Origin of the sequence: Solwaraspora sp. WMMD1047 (genome assembly GCF_029626155.1) — a bacterium.
In the GTDB taxonomy this organism is placed as follows: Bacteria; Actinomycetota; Actinomycetes; order Mycobacteriales; family Micromonosporaceae; genus WMMD1047.
Genome location: NZ_JARUBL010000001.1, coordinates 3910559 through 3927640, shown reverse-complemented (window position 1 = coordinate 3927640; position 17082 = coordinate 3910559). Strand labels below are relative to the sequence as shown.

General features: G+C 71.8%; 13 protein-coding genes. 5 read left to right on the top strand and 8 right to left on the bottom strand.

Annotated elements, in window-relative coordinates:
• Nucleotides 1–25: 25 nt before the first annotated feature.
• The 7 genes from O7627_RS17845 to O7627_RS17815 form a co-directional block, all read right to left on the bottom strand.
• A complete protein-coding gene (locus O7627_RS17845) occupies nt 26–2575 on the bottom strand; it encodes an ABC transporter permease (RefSeq protein WP_278098315.1) in 2550 nt (849 codons plus the stop codon).
• On the bottom strand, nt 2575–3324 hold the full coding sequence (locus tag O7627_RS17840; RefSeq protein ID WP_278094652.1) for an ABC transporter ATP-binding protein: 750 nt from the start codon (nt 3322–3324) through the stop codon (nt 2575–2577). Before O7627_RS17840 ends, O7627_RS17845 begins: the two co-directional genes overlap by 1 nt.
• Before the next feature lie 171 nt (nt 3325–3495).
• Nucleotides 3496–6063 carry an ABC transporter permease gene (locus O7627_RS17835; protein WP_278094651.1) on the bottom strand — a complete coding sequence of 856 codons (2568 nt, stop codon included), beginning with the start codon at nt 6061–6063 and terminating at the stop codon, nt 3496–3498.
• Nucleotides 6063–6836 (bottom strand): ABC transporter ATP-binding protein, encoded by a 774-nt coding sequence (locus O7627_RS17830; protein ID WP_278094650.1) that lies wholly within the window; start codon nt 6834–6836, stop codon nt 6063–6065. Before O7627_RS17830 ends, O7627_RS17835 begins: the two co-directional genes overlap by 1 nt.
• A gap of 173 nt (nt 6837–7009) precedes the next feature.
• Entirely contained in the window at nt 7010–7714 is a 705-nt protein-coding gene (locus tag O7627_RS17825; RefSeq protein ID WP_278094649.1) for a response regulator transcription factor, read from the bottom strand.
• The gene (locus O7627_RS17820) at nt 7711–9201 is read right to left on the bottom strand and encodes a sensor histidine kinase (protein ID WP_278094648.1); all 1491 of its coding nucleotides are present in this window, start codon (nt 9199–9201) and stop codon (nt 7711–7713) included. Before O7627_RS17820 ends, O7627_RS17825 begins: the two co-directional genes overlap by 4 nt.
• 142 nt (nt 9202–9343) lie before the next feature.
• Entirely contained in the window at nt 9344–10279 is a 936-nt protein-coding gene (locus O7627_RS17815) for a PD-(D/E)XK nuclease family protein (protein ID WP_278094647.1), read from the bottom strand.
• An 85-nt stretch (nt 10280–10364) separates the two neighbouring features.
• Between O7627_RS17815 and O7627_RS17810 the strand changes: the two genes are divergently transcribed.
• Genes O7627_RS17810 through O7627_RS17800 form a run of 3 tightly spaced genes read left to right on the top strand, consistent with a single transcriptional unit; the run spans nt 10365 to nt 13070 of the window.
• Nucleotides 10365–11519: a site-2 protease family protein gene (locus tag O7627_RS17810; RefSeq protein WP_278094646.1), complete on the top strand. Its 1155-nt coding sequence runs from the start codon at nt 10365–10367 to the stop codon at nt 11517–11519.
• A complete protein-coding gene (locus tag O7627_RS17805) occupies nt 11516–12472 on the top strand; it encodes a tRNA (adenine-N1)-methyltransferase (RefSeq protein ID WP_278094645.1) in 957 nt (318 codons plus the stop codon). Before O7627_RS17810 ends, O7627_RS17805 begins: the two co-directional genes overlap by 4 nt.
• A 25-nt stretch (nt 12473–12497) precedes the next feature.
• Nucleotides 12498–13070 carry a hypothetical protein gene (locus O7627_RS17800; protein ID WP_278094644.1) on the top strand — a complete coding sequence of 191 codons (573 nt, stop codon included), beginning with the start codon at nt 12498–12500 and terminating at the stop codon, nt 13068–13070.
• 47 nt (nt 13071–13117) lie between these two features.
• Here O7627_RS17800 and O7627_RS17795 read toward each other — a convergent pair whose 3' ends face one another.
• Nucleotides 13118–13417, bottom strand: a complete 300-nt coding sequence (locus tag O7627_RS17795) for a ferredoxin (protein WP_278094643.1) — start codon at nt 13415–13417, stop codon at nt 13118–13120.
• Nucleotides 13418–13597: 180 nt separating this feature from the next.
• Between O7627_RS17795 and arc the strand changes: the two genes are divergently transcribed.
• Together arc and dop are read left to right on the top strand one after the other, a co-directional pair.
• Complete coding sequence (gene arc / locus O7627_RS17790) at nt 13598–15379, top strand: proteasome ATPase (RefSeq protein WP_278094642.1); 1782 nt, start codon at nt 13598–13600, stop codon at nt 15377–15379.
• A gap of 175 nt (nt 15380–15554) precedes the next feature.
• Nucleotides 15555–17072: a depupylase/deamidase Dop gene (gene dop, locus O7627_RS17785; RefSeq protein WP_347404662.1), complete on the top strand. Its 1518-nt coding sequence runs from the start codon at nt 15555–15557 to the stop codon at nt 17070–17072.
• Nucleotides 17073–17082 lie beyond the last annotated feature (10 nt).

The following is a 17082-nucleotide window of genomic DNA, read 5'->3' as shown; positions in this document are numbered from 1 at the left end:
CCGAAGGGAGCGACCCGCCGGCCGACTACTCGTGGGCGATCGCGCCGAGCACGTTGAGCCGCGCGGCCCGGATCGCCGGCAGCACCGCCGCGACGACGCCGACCAGGGCGGCCAGGCCCAGGAAGACCGCCATCTGCGACCACGGCAGCACCAGCTCGGAGATGCCGTCGGAGCTCAACGCCTGCACCACCGCCGCGCCGAGCCCGCTGCCGACCACCACCCCGAGCAGCGCGCCGAACACCGAGATCACCACGGCCTCCACGGTGACCAGCCACATCGTCTTGAGCCGGGACAGCCCGATCGCCCGCAGCAGGCCCAGCTCGCGGGTCCGCTCCATGACCGACAGCGCCAGGGTGTTGATGATGCCCAGCACCGCGATCAGGATCGCCAGCGCCAGCAGGACCTGGATCATCGTCAGCAGCGAGTCGAACTGGCCGGTCTGCTGCTCGATGAACGCCGCCCGGTCGGCGACCGACACCTCGGGGCTGTCGGCCAGCAGCGCCTCCACCTGCGGCAGCACCTGGTCCACCGGGGTGCCAGGGGTGAGCTGCAGGTAGGCCTGCACCGGCTGCGGCAGGGCGAAGTCGGCCGTCGCCTCAACCGGCAGCAGGAACCCGCCGAACAGGTCCGACTCGGCGTAGATGCCGGTGACCGTGTAGGTCTGCTCCTCGCCGCGGGTGAGCTGCACCGGCAGGGTGTCCCCGACCGACAGACCCCGCTCGGCGGCGGTACCCGAGTCCACCAGGAGCTGGTTGGGGCCGAGGGTGTCGATGCTGCCGGCCGTCGGGGTGGCCCGGTAGATGTCGCGCAGCGCGGAGACCTCGCCGGTGGCGGTCAGGTACTCCCGCTCGCCGCCGACGATCGCCACGTCGCTGTAGATCCCGGCGACCGCCCGCACCCCCGGCAGCTCGGCGGCTCGGTCCAGCACGGCCGGGTCGAAGCTCGGCGGTCGGGGACCGCTCTGCACGCCGGAGATCACCAACTCGGCCGCGATGGTCTCCTCGGCCAGCGCGGTCAGGCTGCTCTTGGCCGAGTCCAGGATCACGGTGACTCCGGTGACCAGCGCGATGCCGACCATCAACGCGGCGGCCGTGATGGCGGTCCGGCGGGGGTTGCGGCCCGAGTTCAGCCGACCCAGCCGACCCGGCACCGACCAGGCGAAGACCCGGCCGAGCACCGACACCACCGGCCGGCTGATCAGCGGGGTCAGCAACGCCACCCCGATGAAGGAGATCAGCACGCCGGCCAGGATCGTCCAGAGGGTGCCGTCGCCGGCGTTGCCGGTCAGACCCAGCGTGAGCAGCGTCGCGCCGACGGCGGTGACCACCGCTCCCGCCACGGTGATCTTCGTCAGCGGCCGGTCCGGGGTGGCGACGTCCTGCATCGCCGCGACCGGCGGGATCCGCGAGGCGCGGATCGCCGGCAGCACCGCGGCGACCACGGTGACCAGCAGGCCGACCACGAACGCGCTGATCACGGCCGCTGGCGGCACCCCCACCGGGGCCAGGTCCACACCGCCGCCGAACTGCCCGAACGCGTACGCCAGCAGCGCGCCGACGCCGACCCCGGCGCCCAGCCCGAGCACCGCGGCGACCAGCCCGATCACCACCGCCTCGGTCAGCACCGCGCCGATCATCTGGCGCCGGCTCGCCCCGACGGCCCGCATCAGGGCCAGCTCCCGGGTCCGCTGCGCCACGATGATCGAGAAGGTGTTGAGGATCAGGAAGATGCCGACGAAGAGCGCCACCCCGGCGAACCCGAGCAGGATGTTGTTGAAGAACGCCAGCCCCTCCTTGAGGCCGGCGGACGCCTCCTCGGAGAGCTGCTCGCCGGTCTTGACCACGTAGTCGGCACCGAGGGCGGCGGAGATGTCGTCGCGCAGCTCCGCCGGGGAGACCCCGTCGGCCGCCCGCACGGTGGCGTCGTTGTAGACGCCGGTCTCGCCGAGCATCAGCCGCTGCGCCACCGGCTCGGTGAACGCCACCTCCTGCACGCCGCCGAGACTGTCCCGGTCGCCGCTGTAGCCGAAGATCCCGACCACCGTGAACTCGCGCTTCGGCTCCAGGGTGAGGATCCCGACCCGGTCGCCGACGGCGAGCCGGCCGGCATCGGCGACCGCCCCGTTGATCACGACCTCGTCGTCGGCGGTCGGGCCGCGGCCCTCCCGCAGCTGGACCAGGCCGTTCTCACCGGTCCAGTTCCCGCCCAGCTGGGGCGGCCCGAACGAGGTGAGCACCTTGCCGTTGCTGCCGATCACCCGGGCGCCGTCGGCCCAGGCCTGGCCGGTCACGTCGGCGACGCCCGGCACGGCCCGGATCCGGTCCAGGGTCTCCGCCGGGAACGGGGCGGCCACCTGCTCGCCCTCGAACTCGCTGAGCGCCACCTTCGGCGCCGCGGTGACGCCGACATCGGTCTCCGAGTACGCGTCGGCGAAGATCCGGTCGAAGGAGCGGCCCAGGGTGTCGGTGAGCACGAACGCCCCGGCCACGAACATCACGCCCAGCACCACCGCCAGGCCGGAGAGCACCAGCCGGACCTTGCGGGCCAGCAGACTCTTCAGGGTCGCGCGCAGCATCACGCGTCCAGCTTCTTCATCGTGTCCAGCACCGTCTCCGCGGTCGGCTCGACCAGCTCGGAGACGATCTGGCCGTCGGCGAGGAAGATGACGCGGTCGGCGTAGGCGGCGGCGACGGGGTCGTGGGTGACCATGACGATGGTCTGGTGGTGTTCGCGGACGGAGTTGCGGAGGAAGCCGAGGACTTCGGCGCCGCTGCGGGAGTCGAGGTTGCCGGTGGGTTCGTCGGCGAAGATGACCTGGGGTCGGGCGACGAGGGCGCGGGCGCAGGCGACGCGTTGTTGTTGGCCGCCGGAGAGTTGGGCGGGTCGGTGGTCGAGGCGGTCGCGGAGTCCGACGGTGTCGATGACGGTGTCGTACCAGGTGGGGTCTGGTTTGCGGCCGGCGATGTTGAGGGGGAGGAGGATGTTCTCGGCGGCGGTGAGGGTGGGTAGCAGGTTGAACTGTTGGAAGATGAAGCCGACCTTGTCGCGGCGCAGCTTCGTCAGCCCGGCGTCACCCAGCCCGGTCACGGTCGTCTCACCGATCTCGATCCGGCCCTTGGTCACCGAGTCCAGCCCGGCCAGGCAGTGCATCAGGGTGGACTTGCCGGAGCCCGACGGCCCCATGATCGCCGTGAATCGGCCGCCCTCGAGTTCCGTGGTGACACCGCGCAGGGCGATCACCTCGGCTTCGCCGCTGCCGTACACCTTCCACACATCGGTCGCGCGGGCCGCCGTCTGGCCGGCGCGGACTGCTGTCCCCGTCACAGGATTCCCCCTCGTTGGTCCAACCATGGACCGGCCGGACCAGGTGGTCCGGCCGGCACCAGGAATTCTCGCCCCCGGGCGGCGGCGGATCATCCGCCCGGGGGCGGAGCCGAACGCGGATTTCCCGCTGCGGGTCGGCCCCGATGACGGCTCAGGGTTGTCCCTGACCGGCTACTCGTACGCGATGGCGTCGAGCACGTTGAGCCGCGACGCCCGCCACGACGGCCACCAGGCGGCGGCGATCCCGGCCAGCGCGGCGGCGACCACGAACCCGACGAGCTGCGCGTAGGGCAGCGTCACCACACTGAGGACGTCCTGGTCCCGCAGCGCGGCCGACGCGGTGAGACCCAGCGCGACCCCCAGCGCGATGCCCAGCAGGCAGCCGAAGACCGCGATCAGCAGCGACTCGACCCGCACCATCCGGCGGATCTGACGCCGGTTCATCCCGACCGCGCGCAGCAGTCCCAGCTCCCTGGTCCGCTCGAAGGTGCTCAGCACCAGGGTGTTGACGATGCCCAGGAACGCCACCACCACGGCCAGCGCCAGCAGCACGTAGAAGATCGCCAGCAACTGGTTGACGAGTGCGTTCTGCTGGTCGGCGTAGGTGGACCGGTCGCCGACGGTGACCAACGGATAGTCGGCCATCAACTGCTCCGTCCGCTGCACGATGGCCGGCACGTCGGCCGACTCGGAGACGCTGATGAACCCCTGCGCGGCCAGCGGCCCGGCGAAGTACGCGACCTGCGACTCGGCCAGGATCAGACCGACGGTCAACCGGCTCTCGTAGATCCCGGCGATCCGGTACGACCGGTCACCGCCCTTGGCCATCGCCACCCGTACGGTGCTGCCGACCTGCCAGCCGTTGGCCTCGGCGGTGTTCTCGTCGACGATCGCCTCGTCGGCGCCGCCGGGGCTGAGATCGCCGGCCTTGCGGTCCAGCGCGAACATCGCCGGCGCCACCGACAGGTCGGTCGCGGAGACCAGCTGGTTGGCCTTGCCGTCGACGGTGAGCACCACGAAGTGGTACGCGACCGCGTCGGTCACCCCCGGGAACTGTTCGATCTCGGCCAGCCGGGCCGGGTCGAAGCCGTCCCGGCCGGTCGGCAGCGACGTCGTGTTGGTCACCACCAGCACCTCGGCGCCGAGCTGGTTCTCCACCAGGTCGTCCACCGTGGCCCGCAGCGAGGCGCCGATCACGCTCACGGTGCTGACCAGCGTCACCCCGATCATCAGGGCGGCCGCGGTGACCGCGGTGCGGCGCGGGTTGCGCAGCGCGTTGCGCCGCCCCAGGCCGCTGGCCGTGCCCCAGCTGACCAGCCGGCCGACCGTGCCGGCGATCGGCGCGGTCAACGCCGGGGAGAGCAGCGCCACCCCGACGATGGCCAGCAGCACGCCGCCGCCGAGCGCGACCGCGGTCAGGCCGTCGACGCCGAGCAGCCCGACCACCAGCAGCGCCACCCCGAGCCCGGTGACCACCGCCCCGGTGATCGTCAGCCCGCGCATCGACTTGTCCGGACGGACCACGTCGCGCATGGCTGCGATCGGCGGTACGCCGGAGGCCCGGATCGCCGGGATCAGCGCCGCGACCACCGTCATCAGCACACCGACCAGGTAGGACGCCACCACCGCGGTGACGCTGACGGTGAGCCCGCCCGCCGGCAGCGAGATGCCGACGGTGCCGGCCAGCGACTGCAACCCGGCGGCCACCCCGATGCCGGCCAGCAGCCCCAGGGTGGAGGCGAGGACGCCGACCACCAGCGCCTCGATCAACACGTTTCCGGTGACCTGGCGCCAGCTCGCCCCCAACGCGCGCAGCAGCGCCAGCTCCCGGGACCGCTGGGCGATCAGGATGTTGAAGGTGTTGAAGATCAGGAACATCCCGACCAGCAGGGCGATCAGGGCGAAGCCGAGGAAGAACCAGTTGACGAACGTCAACAACTGCTTGAACTCCGAGGCCTGCTCCTCGGCGATCTCGGTGCCGGTCTTCGCCTCGAAGCCGGCCGGCACCACCTGGGCGACCCGCTCCTTGAGGGTCTCCTCCGAGACGCCGGGCGCGGCCTCCAACTGGGCGGCGCCGAACGCCCCGGTGCGGTCGTAGAAGAGCCGCTGCGCCTCCGGCACGGTGAACGCCACCATGGTCTCCCCGGCCAGCGAGGGCCGGCCGCCGGCGTACTCCAGGATGCCGGTGACGGTGTACTCCGACGCCGCGTACCGGGACTGGACGTACACCTTGATCCGGTCGCCGATGGCGTGTCCGCTCTGCTCGGCGGTGAACCGGGTGAGCGCCACCTCGTTGTCGGAGGTGGGGGCGCGGCCCTCCGCCACCTGCAGCAGGCCGTCGGCGACGAAGTCGTCCTCGCCCAGCCCGATGCCGAGCCGGGGCACGCCGGTGCCCGGCAGCGCCTTGCCGTCGCGGGCCCGGAACGGGGTGACGCCCTCGGCGCTGGCGTCGCCGACCACCGCGTTCACGCCGTCGACCTGACGCAGCGCCTGCAGGTCGGCCTCGGTCAACAGCGGCTGTTCGCCCTCGGCCGCAGCCTCCTCGGCCGCGTCGGTGGCCTGCACCTGGACCGCGACGTTCTCGTTGACGGTCTGGAACAGCCGCTCGAACCGGCCGCCGAGGCTGTCGGTGAGCACGAAGGCGCTGGCCACGAACATCACCCCGAGGATGATCGCGAAGCCGGAGAGCACCAGCCGCAGCTTGCGGGAGAGCAGGCTCTTGAGGGTCGCGCGCAGCATCACACGGCTCCGGGAACGTCGGTGAGCACGTCCAGGTTCTTCAGGGTGTCCAGCACCGTCTCCGCGGTCGGCTCGACCAGCTCGGAGACGATCTGGCCGTCGGCGAGGAAGATGACGCGGTCGGCGTAGGCGGCGGCGACGGGGTCGTGGGTGACCATGACGATGGTCTGGTGGTGTTCGCGGACGGAGTTGCGGAGGAAGCCGAGGACTTCGGCGCCGCTGCGGGAGTCGAGGTTGCCGGTGGGTTCGTCGGCGAAGATGACCTGGGGTCGGGCGACGAGGGCGCGGGCGCAGGCGACGCGTTGTTGTTGGCCGCCGGAGAGTTGGGCGGGTCGGTGGTCGAGGCGGTCGCGGAGTCCGACGGTGTCGATGACGGTGTCGTACCAGGTGGGGTCTGGTTTGCGGCCGGCGATGTTGAGGGGGAGGAGGATGTTCTCGGCGGCGGTGAGGGTGGGTAGCAGGTTGAACTGTTGGAAGATGAAGCCGACCTTGTCGCGGCGCAGCTTCGTCAGCCCGGCGTCCCCCAGCCCGGTCACCTTGGTGTCGCCGATCCACACGTCACCGCGGGTGGTCGAGTCCAGCCCGGCCAGGCAGTGCATCAGGGTGGACTTGCCGGAGCCCGACGGCCCCATGATCGCGGTGAACCGGGCCCGCTCGAACTCGGCGCTGACGCCGCGCAGGGCGATCACCTCGGCCTCGCCGCTGCCGTACACCTTCCACACGTCCTGGGCCCGCGCGGCCGCACCGCCCGCCCCCGTGTCTGTCCCGGTCACGCTCGTCTCCCTTGATCAGGTGAACCCCGGCGGTTCGGCCGGGACGGCTGGTGCCGTCACCGTCCACGCTAGGTGCGCCGGGCACCCGGGCCGTCGTACCTGGGAACGGTTCATGGGTCCGACCGCCGGGCCGGCGGTCTCCACCCGGGGAAGGAGACGGGTCCGTCGGAGGTTCAGCTACGCGGCCGGACGATGCCGGACTCGTAGGCCAGCACCACCGCCTGCACCCGGTCGCGCAGCCCCAGCTTGGTCAGCAGGTGCCCGACGTGGGTCTTGATGGTGGTCTCGCTGACCGAGAGCGCCCGGGCGATCTCGGCGTTGGACAACCCCCGGGCCACCTGCATCAGCACCTCCCGTTCCCGGTCGGTGAGCACGTCCAGCGTCTTCGGCGGGGTGGACGAGGGGTCCGGCAACGAGTCGGCGAAGCGGTCCAGCAGGCGCTTGAGGATCCGGGGCGCGACCACCGCCTCGCCGACCGCCACCGTGCGGATCGCGGTCACCAGGTCCTCGGCCGGCACGTCCTTGGCGAGGAACCCGCTGGCGCCGGCGCGCAGCGCGCCGACGACGTACTCGTCCAGGTCGAAGGTGGTCAGGATCAGCACCCGGACCGGCAACCGGGCGGCGACGATGGCGCGGGTCGCCGCGACGCCGTCCATCCGCGGCATCCGGATGTCCATCAGTACCACGTCCGGCAGCAGCCGCCGGGCCAGGTCGACCGCCTCGGCGCCGTCGCCGGCCTCGCCGACGATGTCCAGGTCGTCCTCCGCGCCGAGCACCATCCGGAATCCGGTACGCAGCAGCGGCTGGTCGTCCGCGAGCAGGACGCGCACCGGTCGGGCGGTGGCCCGCTGGTCGGGCATGGCCCGCTCGTCGGTCATGCCGCTCCCTCGCCGTTCGGTGCGCCCAGAAGTTCCATCGGCATCTTCGCGTACACCCGGTAGCCGCCGCCGGGGCGGGGGCCGGTGCGCAGGGTGCCGCCGTAGAGGGCGACCCGTTCGCGCATCCCGACCAGGCCGTGTCCGAGCCGGTTGGCGTCCGGCAGCGGCCCGCGACCGGTGTCGGAGACCTCGACGACGAGCCAGTAGACGCCGAAGCTCAGCCGTACCTCGGCGGTGGCCGTCCCGGCGTGCTTGAGCGCGTTGGTCAGCGCCTCCTGCACGATTCGGAAGATGGTCAGCGCGACGCCCGGGTCCAGCGGCCCGGGGGCGCCGTCGACCCGCAGGGTGACCGGCAGGCCGGCCTCGCGGACCTGCTCGACCAGGGTCTCGATGCCGGACAGGCCCGGCTGCGGGGCGAGGTCGGCGGCGGTCGGCTCGGCGTCGGTGCGCAGCACGTCGAGCAGCCGGCGCATCTCGCGCAGGGTGGTGCGGCTGGTCTGCTCGATGGTGCCGAGCACCTCGTCGACCGCGGCCGGGTCCCGGGGCAGCACCCGGCGCGCCCCGGTGGCCAGCACTCCCATCACGCTGACGTGGTGGGCCACCACGTCGTGCAGCTCACGGGCGATGCGGCGCCGCTCGTCGGTGACCGCCTGGTCGGCCAGGGCCCGCTGGTTCTCCTCGGCCACCCGGGCGCGCTCCTCCAACGCGTGCATCGAGGCCCGCCGGGCGTGCACGGTCCGTCCGACGAAGAAGCAGACCAGCGCGAGCAGGGAATTGGTGAAGATCGAGTACGCCGGTGAGATGCCCCCGTCGCGCAGCCACGGCACGGCCAGCACAGCGATCGCGGTGGGCGACCAGAGCAGCGCGGCGGTGCCGATCGCGGGCCGCAGCGGTAGGTGCGCCGCGGCGGTGTAGGTGATCGCGATGTAGGCGACGACCAGGGTGCTCGGTTGGTACGTGGCGAGCACGGTGGCGAGGAAGGCGACGAGCACCGCGACCACCGCGGCCCGGGGCGCGACCCGCCGCAGCGCGATCGGCGTGGCGGCCAGCAGGCTCAGGCCGATCGCCGCCGGCCAGGGCAGCCGGACCATGTCGACCGGTACCAGCTCGTCGGGGGTGGTGGCGTAGAACAGCACGTCGACCAGGACGGCGGCCACCGCGAGCAGCGCGTCCAGCCGCAGCCCCCGCCACCGGTCCAACGGCCCCCGGTCCGGCTCCCGCCGGCCCGACCGCTCAGGGCTGGGCCGCCCCAGGCCGGGCTGCTCCTGGACCGGTCGCCCCGGGCCCGGCCGGGTCGCGCCGGGTCGGGCCGGCTCCGGTCCCCACGGGGCTCGCCACCAGCGGATATGCCACCAGGGTGGGGCAGCCGGGTGGGCGGGCACCGGTGCTGACCCGGCCTCCGCGTCGGTAGCCCCGACCGGTGCCAGCGGCAACGCGCGCGGGCGCGGCTCACCAGGTGGGGCGGTCGCGGCGTCTGCTCGGGCCATGGTGGCGACGGTATCCGGCGCAGCGGGTCCCGTCGGTCGTCATGAGCGCTGAACTCGCCCTCATCCCCGAGGATGAGGCTGCTCCTCCCGAGGCCGGTCCTCCCCATGTCGCCCGTGGGTAGCTCCGGCCCGGTCGCGCGGGTTACTCCGGCCCGGTGGCGGCGGGCGGCGCCTCGGCGTCGGCGGTCGGTCGGACCACCGGCTCCGGGAACGGCGGCGGGGTGCCGCCGAACTCCGGGCAGAACGCCTGGTGGCTGCACCACCCGCAGAGCTTGCTGGGCCGGGGGCGGAAGTCACGGGCCAGCGTCGCCTGTTCGATGGCCCGCCACAGCGCCACCACCGTACGCTCGAAGCGGAGCAGCTCGTCGGCGTCGGGCGTGTAGTCCAGGATCTCCGCGTCCCGCAGGTAGAGCAGGCGCAGTACCCGGGGGACGACCCCCCGGGTGCGCCACAGCACCAGCGCGTAGAACTTGAGCTGGAACAGCGCCCGCGCCTCGAACGCCTCCCGGGGCGCCCCACCGGTCTTGTAGTCGACCACCCGCAGCTCCCCGGCCGGGGAGATGTCGAGCCGGTCCAGGTAGCCCCGGATCAGCAGCTGCCCGTCGACCACCGCGGAGACCAGACTCTCCCGCTCGGCGGGCTCCAACCGGCGCGGATCCTCCACCGCGAAGTAGCCGTCGAGCAGGTCGCGCGCCGAGCGCAGGAACTCGGCCGGGCCGGTCAGGTCCGCGGCGTCGAAGACCCCGGCCAGCTCCGGCTGGGCCTCGACCAGCCGGTCCCACTGCGGGGCCACCAGCTCGGCCGCCTCGGCCACGGTCCGCCGCTCGGCCGGCAGATCGAACAGCGCCTCCAGCACGGCGTGCACGAGCGTGCCCCGGGCCTGGTCGGCGCTGGGACGTTCGGGCAGCCGGTCGATGGTGCGGAACCGGAACAGCAGCGGGCAGGTCTTGAAATCGGCCGCCCGCGACGGCGACAGCGACGCGGTCACCTGCGCCGACTCGGCCTGCTCCGGCGGCCCCGCCGGCCCGGTCGGCTCCGTCGGCACTGCCGACTCTTTCGTCACCGTCTCCGCCACCATGACCGAAAGGCTAGGCCACCGGTGTGACAGAACGGCCGTGGGCGCCGGGCCAGGTCCGCTCCTGCCGTTACGTAGCATCTACCCGATGGAGGACAGCCCGCAGCGGTCGCGGCCCACCGAGCGTCGACCCGGCATCGCCGTCGGCCGGGCGCTCGGCGTCCCGGTCCATCTCAACGCCTCCATGTTCCTGCTGGCCGTCCTGGTGACGGTGATGTACGGCGAGTTCGTCCGCCGCCAGCTCGACCTGTCCCAGCTCACCGCCTACCTGGTCGGCTTCGGGTTCGTGGTCTGCCTGCTCGGTTCGGTGCTGCTGCACGAGCTGGGCCACGCGCTGACCGCCCGCCGGTACGGCATCGGCGTACGCGGTATCACGCTGGAACTGCTCGGCGGCTACACCGAGATGGACCGCGACGCCCCCAACCCCCGGGTGGACCTGCTGGTGTCGCTCGCCGGCCCGGCGGTGTCGCTGGTGCTCGGGCTGGCCGCGGCGGTGACCACCCTGCTGCTGCCCGACCGGACCCTGATCAACCAGCTCGCCTTCCAGCTGGCGGTCAGCAACCTGATCGTGGCGGTGTTCAATCTGCTGCCGGGCCTCCCGCTGGACGGCGGCCGGGCGCTGCGGGCGACGGTCTGGGCGATCAGCCGGGACCGGCACCGGGGCACCGAGGTGGCCGGTTGGGTGGGCCGGGTGGTGGCGGCGGGTACGGCCGCCCTCGTGGTCCTGCTGACCACCGCCGGCCTGCTGCAGCCGATCGGTCTGGCGCTGATGCTGCTGGTGGCGTTCACCCTCTGGCAGGGCGCCGGGCAGTCGATCCGGGTGGCCCGGATCAGCCGCCGGTTCCCGATGGTCGACCTGGCCCGGCTGGCCCGGCCGGTCTTTCCGGTGCCCAGCGGCACGCCGTTGGCGGAGGCGCAGCGGCGCGGCGCGGCGGCCGGTTCGCAGGCCGCCACGCTCGGGGTGGCCGACTCCTCGGGTCGGCTGGTCGCCCTGGTGGACCGGGTCGCCGCCGAGGCGGTGCCGGTGGAGCGGCGGCCCTGGGTGGCGGTGGACACGGTGGCCCGGGGCCTGGGCGGCGTACCCCGGATCGCGCTCGGGCTCCGCGGCGAACAGGTCCTGCACGCGGTGCAGAGCAACCCTGGCCCGCAGTACCTGGTGACCTCGGGTGAAGATGTGGTCGGCGTCCTGCACATCGCCGATCTGGCACAAGTCCTGGAACCGAACCGAAAGCTGGCCCCGTGATCGCACACCCCGCCGCCGAACCCAGCGCCGCAACCGAGCCGGTCCCGGCCCGGCGAGGACCGTTCCGACCCGGTGACCGGGTGCAGCTCACCGACCCCAAGGGCCGGATGCACACCATCACGCTGGAGAGCGGCAAGTCGTACCACACCCACCGCGGGGCGCTGGACCACGACGCTCTGATCGGCCTGCCGGAGGGGAGTGTGGTGACCTCGGCCGGCGGTACGGCGTACCTGGCGTTGCGTCCGCTGCTCGCCGACTACGTGCTCTCCATGCCGCGTGGTGCCCAGGTGATCTACCCCAAGGACGCCGCCCAGATCGTGGCGATGGGGGACATCTTCCCGGGCGCCCGGGTGCTGGAGGCGGGGGCGGGGTCCGGCGCGTTGACGTGTTCGCTGCTGCGTGCCGTCGGGCCGACCGGCGAGGTGCACTCCTACGAGCTGCGGGACGACTTCGCCGAGATCGCCCGCCGCAACGTCGAGGCCTTCTTCGGCGGGCCGCATCCGGCCTGGCAACTGCGGGTCGGTGACGTCGCGGACTGCCCGGGGACTGGCTTCGACCGGATCATCCTTGACATGCTGACGCCGTGGGAGATCCTCGATCTGGTCGAGCGCGCGTTGGTGCCCGGTGGGGTCTTCATCGGTTATGTGGCGACCACGCCCCAGATGTCGGAACTCGTGGAGGCGCTGCGCGAGCGCGGCGGCTTCACCGAACCGCGGGCGTGGGAGTCGCTGGTGCGCGACTGGCACGCCGACGGGCTGGCCGTGCGGCCCGACCACCGGATGATCGGCCACACCGCCTTCCTGGTCTCGACGCGTCGGCTGGCGCCCGGGGTCACCGCGCCACCGCGGCGACGCAAGCCGAGCAAGGGCGCCGAGGCTTACGCTCTGCGCAAGCAGACGCTGCGGGACGCGGCCGCGGCCCGGGAGGCGGCGCGGGAGGAGGAGGCGGTGTGATGACCGTCAGCGTCGGGCGGTGCCGATGAGTCGGCCGGCATTCGGCGGTGGCGACCTGCCCGCGGTCTTCCCGGACTGGTCGCCGTACCGGGATCTGGAATCCGCCGCGCGTGCCTACCTGCGCGACCCGGATGTGGCACTCGACGCCCTCGGTGGGGCGCTGGGCGGCGCCGCGGTGCTCGGCTTCACCCTGGAGCGGTTCGTCAACGAGGTGAACGGGGTGTGGCAGGAGGTCGCCGTCTGCGACGGCAGCCGGCTGGTCCTCTGGCACGGCGAGGACGTGCCGCCGGACGACGGTCCGGCCGGCTCGATGACCTCGTCGCTGCGGGTGGTGCCGATCTCCACGGTCACCGAGGTCGGCTGCCGGCGCCGGTTGACCCGCACCCCCAACGGCCAGGTACGGGTCGACAGCATCGACGTCTATCTGCTGCTGACCTCGCTGGACGAGACGGTTATCGGCGACGAGTCGCCGGCCCTGCCCCGGCATGACGCGTTGCGGTTCAGCAAGACCCTCGACGACGGCAGCGCCGGCCAGATCGCCCGGCTGGAGGAGTTCGCCCGGTTGGTCTCCTCGTTGGTGGGCCGACCGACCCTCTGAGCGGTTCGTGGGCCGTTGTCGGCTATCGGACTTGTTCGCCCCCGCGGTCAGTCCTGGTCCGCGTCCGGGCCGGCGACCGGTGCCCCGTCCCGTTGCCGCTCCACGTGGATGCACTCGCCGGGGCACTCCCGGGCGGCGTCGATCACTTCCAGCCGCAGCCGGGTGGGGACCTCGACCCGGCTGCCGGGCGCGAGGAGCAGTTCGCCGCTGCCGTCCTTGACGTACGCCAGGCCGTCGACGTCGAATTCGAAGACCTCGGGGGCGTACTGCACGCAGAGGCCGTCGCCGGTACAGAGGTCCTGGTCCACCCAGACCCGCAGCTCGTCGGTGTCGGTCTGCGTCGTCACGGCGCCCTCCCCATACTCTCGGCCGGCCGTGGTCGACGGTACCCGACCAGCGGCTGGCGGGCCGGTCGGAGGTACCCCTGACGATCAAGGTTCAGTGACGAGGGTGTTGCGTGGGACCGAATTGGCGTCACACCGGTTAGTGTTATGGCAGAACGTTCAAGCCCCCCGGGGAGGTGGGACGTGGCACGTAGTGACGACGCGGACTCGCGCGCCGCACGGTGGGAGAAGGAGGCCCACGATCTCTCCACCCAGGTCGCGTTCCTTCAGGAGGAACTCGCTCTGGTGCGGCGCAAGTTGACCGAGAGCCCCCGACACGTCCGGCAGCTCGAGGAGCGGTTGGCAGCCACCCAGGCGCAGCTGGCCCGACTGACCGAGAACAACGAACGGCTCGTGAGCACCCTCAAGGAGGCGCGGGCCCAGATCGTCACCCTCAAGGAGGAGATCGACCGGCTGGCCCAACCGCCGAGCGGGTACGGCGTCTTCCTGGCCCGGCACGAGGACGGCACGGTGGATGTCTTCACCGGCGGCCGGAAGCTGCGGGTGGCGGTATCCCCCTCGATCGAGGTCGAGGAGCTGCGTCGCGGTCAGGAGGTCCTGCTCAACGACGCGCTCAACATCGTCGACGCGTTCGGGTACGAGCGGGTCGGCGAGGTGGTGATGCTCAAGGAGATCCTGGAGCACCCCACCGGCGGCCCGGGTGACCGGGCGTTGGTGATCTCACACGCCGACGAGGAACGGATCGTGCACCTCGCCGAGACGCTCATCGGTTCGGCGTTGCGGGCCGGCGACTCGCTCATGATCGAGCCGCGGTCGGCGTACGCGTACGAGCGGATCCCGAAGAGCGAGGTCGAGGAGCTCGTCCTGGAGGAGGTCCCCGACGTCGACTACACCGACATCGGTGGCCTGCAGTCCCAGATCGAGCAGATCCGGGATGCCGTGGAGCTGCCGTTCCTGCACGCGGAGCTGTTCCGCGAGCACCAGCTCCGGCCGCCGAAGGGCATCCTGCTCTACGGGCCGCCCGGCTGTGGCAAGACCCTGATCGCCAAGGCGGTCGCCAACTCGCTGGCCAAGAAGATCGCCGAGCGCCGGGGTGAGGAGAAGCACACCAGCTTCTTCCTCAACATCAAGGGTCCGGAGCTGCTCAACAAGTACGTCGGCGAGACCGAGCGGCACATCCGGTTGATCTTCCAGCGGGCCCGGGAGAAGGCCGGCGAGGGCACCCCGGTGATCGTGTTCTTCGACGAGATGGACTCGGTCTTCCGGACCCGTGGCTCCGGCGTCTCCTCGGACGTGGAGAACACCATCGTTCCCCAGCTGCTCAGCGAGATCGACGGGGTCGAGGGCCTGGAGAACGTCATCGTGATCGGTGCCTCCAACCGGGAGGACATGATCGACCCGGCGATCCTGCGGCCCGGCCGACTGGACGTCAAGATCAAGATCGAGCGGCCGGACGCCGAAGCCGCCAAGGACATCTTTTCCAAGTACATCCTCACCGGGCTGCCGCTGCACCCGGACGACCTGGCCGAGCACGGCGGCGACGCGGCCGCCACGGTCAGCGCGATGATCGAGGCCGTCGTGCTGCGGATGTACTCGGAGACCGAGGAGAACCGGTTCCTGGAGGTCACCTACGCCAACGGTGACAAGGAGGTCCTCTACTTCAAGGACTTCAACTCCGGCGCCATGATCCAGAACATCGTCGACCGCGGCAAGAAGATGGCGATCAAGGAGTTCCTCTCCTCGGGACGCAAGGGGCTGCGGTTGCAGCACCTCCTCGACGCCTGCGTCGACGAGTTCCGGGAGAACGAGGACCTGCCCAACACCACGAACCCGGACGACTGGGCGCGCATCTCCGGCAAGAAGGGGGAGCGGATCGTCTACATCCGCACCCTCGTCTCCGGGGGCAAGGGCACCGAGGCGGGCCGGTCGATCGAGACGGCGAGCAACACCGGTCAGTACCTCTGACCGACGGCCGACGGAGGCACCGCGTTCGGCGGTGCCTCCGTCGCCGTCTCCGCCCGCCGGAGCGTCGCAATGTTCGATGACCGCGCATCGTGGCCGTGTCGGCACGCCTGACGGGCGCTCAGCGGACGCGGCCGACTACGCTCGACGATATGGGTGACGAGAGCGGGGCAGCGGCATGAGCGTACGGCGGATCATGGGCACCGAGGTGGAGTACGGAATCTCCGTGCCCGGCCAGGCCGGAGCCAACCCGATGGTCACCTCGTCCCAGGTGGTGAACGCCTACGGCGCCCGCCCGGAACTGACCCGGGGCGGCCGGGCCCGGTGGGACTACGAGGAGGAGTCGCCGCTGCGGGACGCCCGGGGATTCACCTACTCCGGGGCGGCCTACGACCCGGCCGAGGCCCTCGCGGACGAGGACCTGGGCCTGGCCAACGTGATCCTCACCAACGGCGCGCGGCTCTACGTCGACCACGCCCACCCCGAGTACTCCACCCCCGAGGTCACCAACCCGCTCGACGTGGTCCGCTGGGACAAGGCCGGTGAGCGGGTGATGGCCGAGGCCGCCCGGCGGGCGGCGACCATCCCGGGCACCCACCCGATCCACCTCTACAAGAACAACACCGACAACAAGGGCGCCAGCTACGGCGCCCACGAGAACTACCTGATGCGCCGGCAGACGCCGTTCGCCGACATCGTGGCGTACCTGACGCCGTTCTTCGTGACCCGGCAGGTCGTCTGCGGGGCCGGCCGGGTCGGCATCGGTCAGGACGGCTCCCAGCCGGGCTTCCAGATCTCCCAGCGGGCCGACTTCTTCGAGGTCGAGGTCGGGCTGGAGACGACGCTCAAGCGGCCGATCATCAACACCCGCGACGAGCCGCACGCCGACGCCGACAAGTACCGCCGGCTGCACGTGATCATCGGTGACGCCAATCTCTCCGAACTGTCGACGTACCTGAAGGTCGGTACCACCGCCCTGATCCTCACGATGATCGAGGAGAAGGCGCTCACCGGAGACCTCGGCATCGCCGACCCGGTCTCGGAGCTGCGCGCGGTCAGCCACGACCCCGCCCTGAAACACCTGCTGCGGTTGCGTGACGGCCGGCGGCTCACCGCGTTGGACCTGCAATGGGCCTACTACGAACGCGCGCACTCCTTTGTGGAGGACCGGTACGGCGCGGACGTCGACGACGCCACCGCCGACGTGCTACGCCGCTGGGAGGGGGTACTGGACCGGCTCGGCCGGGACCCGATGCTCTGCGCCGGCGAGTTGGACTGGGTGGCCAAGCTGCGGTTGCTGGAGGGCTACCGGGAGCGGGAGAAGCTGGGCTGGGCCTCGCACAAGCTGCAACTGGTCGACCTGCAGTACTCCGACGTCCGGCCGGAGAAGGGCCTCTACCACCGGCTGGTCAGTCGGGGCGCGATGGCGACGCTGCTGCCCGACGAGGCGACCCGCTCGGCGATGGTCGAGCCGCCCGAGGACACCCGGGCGTACTTCCGCGGCCGCTGCCTGGCCCAGTACGCCTCCGAGGTGGTGGCGGCGAGCTGGGATTCGGTGATCTTCGACGTCGGCCGGGAGTCGTTGGTGCGGGTTCCGATGATGGAGCCGGAACGGGGCACCCGCAAGCACGTCGGTGCGCTCTTCGACCGCTGCGCCAGCGCCAAGGACCTGCTGGAGACGATCACCAACGGGTGACCGCGGCGGG